7 protein-coding genes are annotated in these 8,598 nt (G+C 33.6%); 2 read left to right on the plus strand and 5 right to left on the minus strand.

Annotated features, from left to right (window positions below):
- Positions 1-115 precede the first annotated feature (115 nt).
- Positions 116-2,011 (minus strand): beta-ketoacyl synthase, encoded by a 1,896-nt coding sequence (locus CJF42_RS10085; RefSeq protein WP_095366569.1) that lies wholly within the window; start codon positions 2,009-2,011, stop codon positions 116-118.
- Between the two features lie 128 nt (positions 2,012-2,139).
- Between CJF42_RS10085 and CJF42_RS10090 the strand changes: the two genes are divergently transcribed.
- A complete protein-coding gene (locus CJF42_RS10090) occupies positions 2,140-3,150 on the plus strand; it encodes a GlxA family transcriptional regulator (protein WP_095366570.1) in 1,011 nt (336 codons plus the stop codon).
- Between the two features lie 15 nt (positions 3,151-3,165).
- Here CJF42_RS10090 and CJF42_RS10095 read toward each other — a convergent pair whose 3' ends face one another.
- The 3 genes from CJF42_RS10095 to CJF42_RS10110 all read right to left on the minus strand — a co-directional run bounded on the left by CJF42_RS10095 (position 3,166) and on the right by CJF42_RS10110 (position 5,381).
- Complete coding sequence (locus CJF42_RS10095; protein WP_095366571.1) at positions 3,166-3,684, minus strand: GGDEF domain-containing protein; 519 nt, start codon at positions 3,682-3,684, stop codon at positions 3,166-3,168.
- Positions 3,642-4,322, minus strand: a complete 681-nt coding sequence (locus CJF42_RS10100) for a DAHL domain-containing protein (protein ID WP_353651680.1) — start codon at positions 4,320-4,322, stop codon at positions 3,642-3,644. The genes CJF42_RS10095 and CJF42_RS10100 overlap by 43 nt, the downstream gene beginning before the upstream one ends.
- Before the next feature lie 222 nt (positions 4,323-4,544).
- Positions 4,545-5,381, minus strand: a complete 837-nt coding sequence (locus tag CJF42_RS10110; protein ID WP_095366574.1) for a cytochrome-c peroxidase — start codon at positions 5,379-5,381, stop codon at positions 4,545-4,547.
- Between the two features lie 363 nt (positions 5,382-5,744).
- Between CJF42_RS10110 and CJF42_RS10115 the strand changes: the two genes are divergently transcribed.
- Entirely contained in the window at positions 5,745-6,593 is an 849-nt protein-coding gene (locus tag CJF42_RS10115) for a class I SAM-dependent methyltransferase (protein WP_095366575.1), read from the plus strand.
- A gap of 166 nt (positions 6,594-6,759) precedes the next feature.
- Here CJF42_RS10115 and CJF42_RS10120 read toward each other — a convergent pair whose 3' ends face one another.
- Complete coding sequence (locus tag CJF42_RS10120) at positions 6,760-8,409, minus strand: alpha/beta fold hydrolase (RefSeq protein WP_095366576.1); 1,650 nt, start codon at positions 8,407-8,409, stop codon at positions 6,760-6,762.
- Positions 8,410-8,598: the final 189 nt, after the last annotated feature.

Below are 8,598 nucleotides of genomic sequence, written 5' to 3' on the forward strand. Positions count from 1 at the left end.
TCTCATAGGCTCTGAGTGGTCAATTAATTATCGGAATAAGTATAAGAGTTAAAAGTTAGGATTGTAGAAATAAAAAGGCGCTCAATGAACGCCTTGTGGTATTGATATAATTTGCTTAAACCATATCTTTAAAAGGGTTTGTTTGGCTTAGTTCAATAGGGTTAGCAAAGCCAGGTAAAGTCATTTCAGTTTCAGTGATGTTGATCTCATTTTCATCAATAAGGCCTTCACCAAACTTATAAATAAGATCATACTGACCATTATTTATTTGTTTTTTATACGCTTGTTGTGCCGCTTCAACAGTTTTTAACTTTGCTTGATAGCTTGTCATTGCATATTCACCATGACGTTTAGCCATCATTTGCAAACTTACTTTAGGTGAAAATACTGTGGCAGTCGCGTTATTACCACCAAAACCTTTTGAATTAATAAATGCAACATCCATTGGCTGACATTCATAATGCTCAGTTCTAATATCAAGTTGTTCGGCATACACATCGTCAGCAATTTTATCAATAGTGGTAATACCTGGCATGATATTGTGCTCAAATATTCCTAAGGCCATTGCCATTTGATCACCACTTGCAGGACCAATAGTATGACCAACAAATGCTTTTGGAGCAGCAATAGGCCAATTTTTGATAGCAAAGCTTTTCCCTATGCGATCATATATTAAAGATTCAGTAACACGATTTTGAGGGGTGCTTGAACCGTGGGCTAAAATAAAGCTACGTTCAGTTATTGCTTCTTTACCTAAAATATTTTGTGCAAGTGCTACTGATTTTGCCATTGTAATATAATTACCTGGGCCAGGTGCTGTAATTGATTTTTTAATACCATCGGCATTAATAAATACGTCTGCTACTGAACCTAATACTTTAGCGCCTAATTCAAGTGTTAACGCATCATCCATTAATACAACAAATTGAGCGCCTTCTCCGATAGTAAAACCACAGTTATTACCAAACGGTCGACTCGTACGGCGATGATCGGCTTTATCACTATTATCTAGTTTTTTAAGACCTTCTTCATTTGCTAATGCACTCATATTACCAAAACCTTCAATGATTTCTTGGGTAATAGGCGCTTCAGAACTACCTACAACAGCAACACGGATATTACCACTTTGAATATCTTGTACTGCGGCTCGTAAATTATATAAAAAAGTTGCGCACGCGCCAGAAGCAGTGAAAGTAGTACCTACATTACCAGTGACATAGGCATTAATGAAATCGGTAGACATAGTATTTAAGCCTAAGGCTAAATTTTTAGTAGAAACACGTCCGCCACGCATACGGCTTTTCATTAAGCCAGCAAAACCTTCTTCCTGCATTTGTCCTGTAACAGAAGCAGAGTAGGTTCCAATTTGATCAGGATTAATTTTATCTACTATAGTTTGCCATTCCATACCTAAAGAACGAATCGCATCTGTCGCACCAAAAATAGTTGCTTGTAAACCACGAGGTTGATAACGACTGTTATACATGTTTTTAGGTTCAAAACCAGTAGGGAATTGTCCTGCAGCTTTGATTGGATTATCACGATAGCCATCGTGAGTAACTTCTAAATCACCCAGGATCTCTACTTTTACTTTGCCTGCTTCAAGCTCTGTTATTTGCCAAGTACGTGGTAAAGGTGAAGGTAATTTTCGTTTACTCGTTTCAAAAACGATTGTTTCACCTGAAGGACTTAAAGTCATTTTTTGTTGCCAATGAGTCGCATCAACATCAAAATGATTTTTTTCGATTTTACGGATCAGAGTACCATCTAATATCTCTTGCCCTAGTTTTTCTTCAATTTCGCTTGGCGCAATAGCTTGACTATTAACATCAACTAATTGGTTATTTTGATAACTCACTAGATTCATTAAGGTTGCAAGACCTACAAACGTTTCACGACGTAATTCTTGATTTAATTTATCTATTACAATGCGTTGGTAGCCTTGATGAAAAGATGTTCGACCTGCGGCATTAATACCGCCCATGCCAACAATTAGAGGTAAAGCTATCATGAGAAACCTTTTAACTTGCAATGATGTGTTTTTAATATGTACAGTCTAAATCGCTTTTAAAATATTATTTTTAACATAGCAGCCATAAATAAGGATATAATGGCCAAAAGTGAGATTTAGGTACTGAAATGCCAAATTTAAATCAGAAATCATCAAAAGAAATTAAGGTTTCTCTTCTTGTCTACCAACATATGTTGGCAACTAGTTTGACTTTACCTGTTGAAATGCTCAGAGCTGGAGAGGCTTTTGCGCTTAGCCACAATAAAACAAGTAAATCATTGAGTATTGAGTTGGTTGGTGAAGATTTAAAACCAATTAAATCAAGAGCTGGGATAAATATTTTGGCTGATTCTACACCTGAATCAGCAGATATAGCCGAATTGATTATCGTTCCCAGTATATGGCGTAATCCTAGACCTGTTTTAAGAAAGCATCCTAAATTAATCTCTTGGTTAAATAACTTATGGTCGGGTGGTAGTACATTAATTGGTGTTGGTACCGGTAATTGCTTTTTAGCCGAATCAGGTTTACTTAATGGCTTACCTGCTACAACTCACTGGCATTATGCAGAACAATTCAGACGAGACTATCCTGATGTAGATTTAAAACCTGATTTTTTTATTACTCAATCTGAGCGTATTTATTGTGCTGCAAGTTTGAATTCTTTGGCTGATATTATAGTGCATATTATTCATCAATATTATGGCAGAGAAGCAGCGCAACATGTTGAAAGAAATTTTTCTCATGAAATCAGAAAACCTTATGAAGAGCAGCGTTATCTAGAGGGGGGCGTAGATAGACATCCAGATGAGTTGATTGCACAAATACAGTTTTGGATGCGAACTAATTTAGCATCTACTTTAGATTTAAATCAGGTTGCAGCGCAATTTGGTGTAAGTCAGCGTTCATTTACTCGCAGGTTTAAAGCCGCAACAGGTAAAAAAGCCACTGATTATTGGCAGCAATTACGCATAGAGTCGGTAAAAGATTTACTTGCATCAACTAATTTATCTATTCAGGAAATTGCATTTGAAGTTGGCTATTGTGATCAAGGTTATTTAACGCGACTGTTTAAAAAACACTTAGGACAAACACCTAAACAATATCGGGGTTTAGTTAGAAAAAAATTATTTAGTTAACATAATTTTTTTTAATTAGCTTGCCTTGCTAGTTTGATAAAAGGTATAACAATTTTTACCTTTTCTTTTTGAGTGATACATTGCCTTATCTGCATTATTTAGCAGTAAAGTAACATCGGTTCCATGTTGTGGAAACAAGGAAATCCCTAAGCTTGCTGATAAGTCTGTATTCTGAAGCTGGCCCGGCAATGGGGCAGCACATTGCGTGATCACTTGTTGTGCTATTTCTAATATGACTTCAAGCCCACTTTTAACGGTTTTTTGTTCAATTAAAATAACAAACTCATCACCTCCTAAACGTGCAACGTTTAGCTCTAAGGCGTTACTGTTAAATTCATTTTCAATTATTAATAGGCGCTTGGCGATTAATTTTAACACTTTATCGCCCGCCAAATGTCCTAAAGTATCGTTTATTTTTTTAAAGCCATCTAAGTCTATAAATATGATAGCTCCGGAACTTTGATATGTTGCTAAATTATTTAATGCTAATTCTAAGTTAAAAATAAAGCTTCTACGGTTTTTAAATTGGTTAATTGATCTCTTTCACTTAGCTTTTTGTGCCGCATAACTTTATTAATAAGGTAACGACGATTAATTAGAAAGGTAATCACAATAACTGATACTAAACCTGCGTAAATTAAAACATAAAATCGCATTTTTTTTGTTTTATATATTTTGATAAATTGTGTGTGATTTAATTTTTGTTCTAAAATATCAAGCTCAATAGCAAGTGAGTTATTAATTAATTTAATAACTAATAGATTCATTTCATTTTTTAAACGTTGATATTTTTGTGCATGCCAATTAAGAGATTTTATGAGTTTTTTATTATCTTCGTTGGTATTTAATGCCATTTTTTCTAAATTTTGAGCCATGAGATTTGACCTTTGCACAATAATTTTTTCTGTGAAAATTTGCAGACTTAAAGCATTTATCACTATGCTATCTATCGTTTGAATTAATAAGCTATGCTCATGTTGGTCTAGTAAATTCCTTATTTGTAGTTCTAATTTTGGTAAATATCGAAGTGAGTTATTGATGCTCGCATGTAGGGATTTGAATTTTTCAATTTGATTTAAACGCTTTTTGTATAAGAGGTACAAATTGTCAGCTGAACTTTCGATGCTATTATTTTTGAGTAGGAGTATTAAATCATGTATTTGTATTGTTATTTTTTTTGCGCAAGGGCCAAGTTATCGAAATTTTGTTCGAGATTACTGTGACTTTTTAATATCAATTGCGATATTTCATTATTTTGCTTCTGAATCTGTAAAAGTAGGATATTTAGTTCATTTTCTGACTTTAATATATTGACCTGTGAGTTGAAGTTAGCCCAAATAAGCGAGCTCAATAGTAAGAAAATAAAGAATAATACGGGATAATATTTTGTTTGTTTATTCATCAATCGCATCCAAACTCTTTAGAAAATCTTCTATGTGTTCAACATCTTCATGATTTGGAAATATTCCTAATTGATATTTAAACATCACTCTAATGGCTTTTTTTAGTGTGCTAGCGGATGCATCATGGAAATAAGGTGAAGTTTTGCTTACATTTCTTAAGCTTGGCACTCTAAAATAATATTTTTCGCTTTCATCATGACTGCTATTGAAAAACCCTAAATCTCGTATTTTAACTTTTTTTTCATCAAAGTAAGGCCGCATTACTCCAAATTTTTGCCTCATATTGCCACCTATATTGACCCCTTGATGACAGCTACTACAACCATAATCTTTAAATAATTGATACCCCCTTATTTCATTTTTAGTGAGTTGATTGAAATTACCTTTTAGGTATAGATCGAATCGAGATAACCTTGCTAAACTTAATTCAAATGTGATGATGGCATTACTGATGGAATTTTGATTTATGGTGTGATAACCGGCTAAAGTAAATAATTCTTGATATTTTTTATCTGACGCTAATCTATTTATTACGGTATCCCAAGAGTTATTCATTATTTTATTGCTAGTAATTAACATATTGAGGTGTTCGTTTAAGTCATTGAACTTTCCTGTCCACGTAAAATAATAATTTAATCCCACATATTCTAAGCTAGGGGTATTCACAGGCAATAACTTGCCATCAGCACCGAGCGAAAATGCTTTACCGTCAGCATATGCTTTATTTTTATGATGACAGCTAGCGCATGAAAATAATTTGTTTTTTGATAATAAAATATCATTAAATAGCTGTTCACCTAATTGTATTTTTGTTTTTTTTTTGTTCAATTAATTTTAACGGTAAAAGAGGTTCATTAGCATGAGAATAAGAATAGAATTCAAATAAAAGGATTAATAATGTTATGAAAAAATTCGTTATTATTTGCATTATTATCTTAAATGTTTGTATGTTGCATTACTGAAGTATAGTAACTAACTACTATTTTTTGCCAAACTAATCCCTGTATTATGAGCATTAGCCATAGAAGACCGACAAAGATATAAATTTAATTCATCCATATTAAATTTATATTTTGTTACTAATTTATTACCTATAAAAAGATGTGATTTATCGTGTTTTGGCTTTAAAGTAAGCAGATTTCTGTTATAACTAGTTCCGATTTAACTTAATAACCCAATGGAATAAAAATAATGGCAAACTTAAAAACACTTTTGAAAGGTTCAGTTATTAGTGCGAGTATCTTCTGCGTAGCGATGGCAAGCGCACATGACACGCATAGTCACGCTGCTAAGCATGTTTCAGCATTAGATAAAGCGATTGCGGGTGAATATCGTTCAGATAAAAATAAAAGTCGCGATATGTACCGTAATCCAAAAGAAACATTAGAGTTTTTTGGGTTTAAACCGACAATGACAGTTGTTGAAGTTGCTCCAGGCGGTGCTTGGTATAGTGAAATATTAGCACCTGCTTTAAAAGACAAAGGTACATTTTACGGTGCTCAGTATCCTGATACGGGTGAAGATAATTACTATAGTAAATCTCGTAAAAGATTAGAACAAAAATTAACGAGTAATGAAATCTTTAGCAAAATGAAGTTAACGGATTTTACACCTAAAAAACCAAGTGCTTTAGCACCTAAAGGCAGTGCCGATTTAGTGCTTACCTTTAGAAATTTGCATAACTGGAAAGAAGAAGGTGTAAAGCAGTTATTTAAAGATGCCTATGTTGCGTTAAAACCAGATGGTGCTTTAGGTGTTGTTGAGCATCGAATGCCTGAATCTCAAGATTGGGCGTCAAATCAAAAAAGTGGTTACTTCCCAATTTCTTTAACGATTCAATTAGCTAAAGAAGCTGGTTTTAAACTAGCGGCAAGTAGTGAAATTAATGCGAATAAGAAAGATACAGCAAATCATCCTAATGGTGTTTGGACATTACCGCCTGTATTAGCACTTAAAGATAAAGACCGTGCTAAATATATGGCGATTGGTGAAAGTGATCGTATGACATTAAAATTTGTTAAAGCAGGCGCAAAGCTTTAAATAATTAAATAAATATCTTAAATTTAAAAACCTTAACTAACTTCAGTTAAGGTTTTTTATTTTATTCATGGAATTTATTTCTTGATGTAAGTGTGAGTAAAATAACATCACAAAATAATACATTTTTACCGTTTATCGATAAAAGTGTATTGTTTTAGGTGTTTTTTTACTTGTGAGATAAGGTTAGGGTATTATTAATACCTTCAGCATAATTTATTTTAAAATTGTAAAGTGACGTTGTAGGTGGACTATATAAAATATCTGCCGTATCTATAACAAGTGCTAAATAATGGCCTTTAGGTACATCATATGCTGTCGCTACTAAATCTATATCAATTACCATCTCTTCGTTAGGTGTGGCATTCAAAATAGTATAAGGTGCATGGGTAATTAAAGTGCCTATGCCCGCCCAGTTCACATCGTATAAATATGCAACTAATAAGGCTTTATCTGATGATGGCGTAACATTAAGGAGTATCTTGTTTATACCTCTTAATTCTAACGTTTCATTTAGCCAATCAGACTCCCATCGAATCGCATTGATTGAACTGATCAAACTCATACTCGAAAGGATAGGTAAAGATAAATAGTCTTCAGTAATATAAGACAGTAATGGAATACCCGTTGTTGCAAACGTATCTAAACCTGAATAAACAGTATCCGTTTTTGGCCACCAAGGTGCGTAGGGAGTACTTTTCATATCACCATCGCCATCAAATTCTTTTTCATGTAAATATAAAGTTGTTTGTGAAATATTAGCTGTAGGCCAACTGTCAAATTGTTCGTATTGACCAAATTTTACTTCCATTTCTACAGGCTTTTTATTGATTATGCCATTTTGTTCACCCTTTAACCAATGATCAAACCAAGCATGCACATTTTTCCAAACGTGATGTTGTGAATTACCCATGCCTAATACTTCTCCTACAGCATGGGTACCTTGATTTAAATCTAATAACTTAGGAGTTGTTAATGCTTCATATAAGGTTAATACACTGTTTGGCTGAAATAGATTATCTCCAAAGTTGTTTGATAAATAAATTGGTGTACCACTTTGGTTTAATTCATTTATATAATGTAGAGGTGAACGCAAATCTGCCCATTGGGTAATTTCGTTTATGTTCTCTTGTTTTAATAATCCGATATAATTTTGCGCTATTTCATCACTTGGATCACCTGTTAAATAACCTAATCCAGTAAGTAATGCACCCCATATTAATCTTGGTGTTTGTTGTCCATATAGGGAACCAGTTAAGCTTCCCCAGGTGCTCATCGCAGCGACAGCGCTTACTCTGGACTCATGAGCAGCACTTAAAAGACTAATACCTGAACCGTAAGAAACGCCCGCTAAACCAATTTTATCTTCATCTATAGGGTAGTTTGCTATTAAAAAATCTATAACAGCTGAAACATCTTGAAGATCTTGCTCTCCTGCTGTAGCTATTTTTCCTTGTGAATCTCCAAAACCGCGTGTTGAATAGCTTAAAACAATATAGCCTTGCTCAGCAAAATTTGCGGCTTCGGTAAGATATTCATATTCATCTAACCCCCAGCTATTAATAAAAATAACTGTAGGGTAATAAGTTAACCCACTAGTCGGAACAAAGATATTTGCATGTAACTGTATGTCATCATAAGTCGGAATAATAATGTCGTCTTGAGTTGTATATAAATCAGATTGTTTAAAAACGGGTTGACCAACCAAAGCTTTTAATAAGTCAATTAATGGACTTGCTTGTATTTGGTTTGAGGTGAAGATAAATGCAATGACTAGCATTATATGGTGAAGTTGTAATGAAAACCGAGTATTTTTCATAAGTATTCTCTTGTTATATTTTTATTTATGATTGAATGTTTCGTGCCTAAAGTTGTTTAAAAAAACAGCTTAGAGTTTTTATTCTAGTTGTAGCTGTTGTTCTTAGGTATTTTTTATATTTATAGTGAATATTCACAAGGTTTCTTTATTGGGTACTTGGTGGTTTTTACAGCACATCTCGGTGAATAA

It is taken from the genome of Pseudoalteromonas sp. NBT06-2, assembly GCF_002276045.1.
Classification (GTDB): Bacteria; Pseudomonadota; Gammaproteobacteria; order Enterobacterales; family Alteromonadaceae; genus Pseudoalteromonas.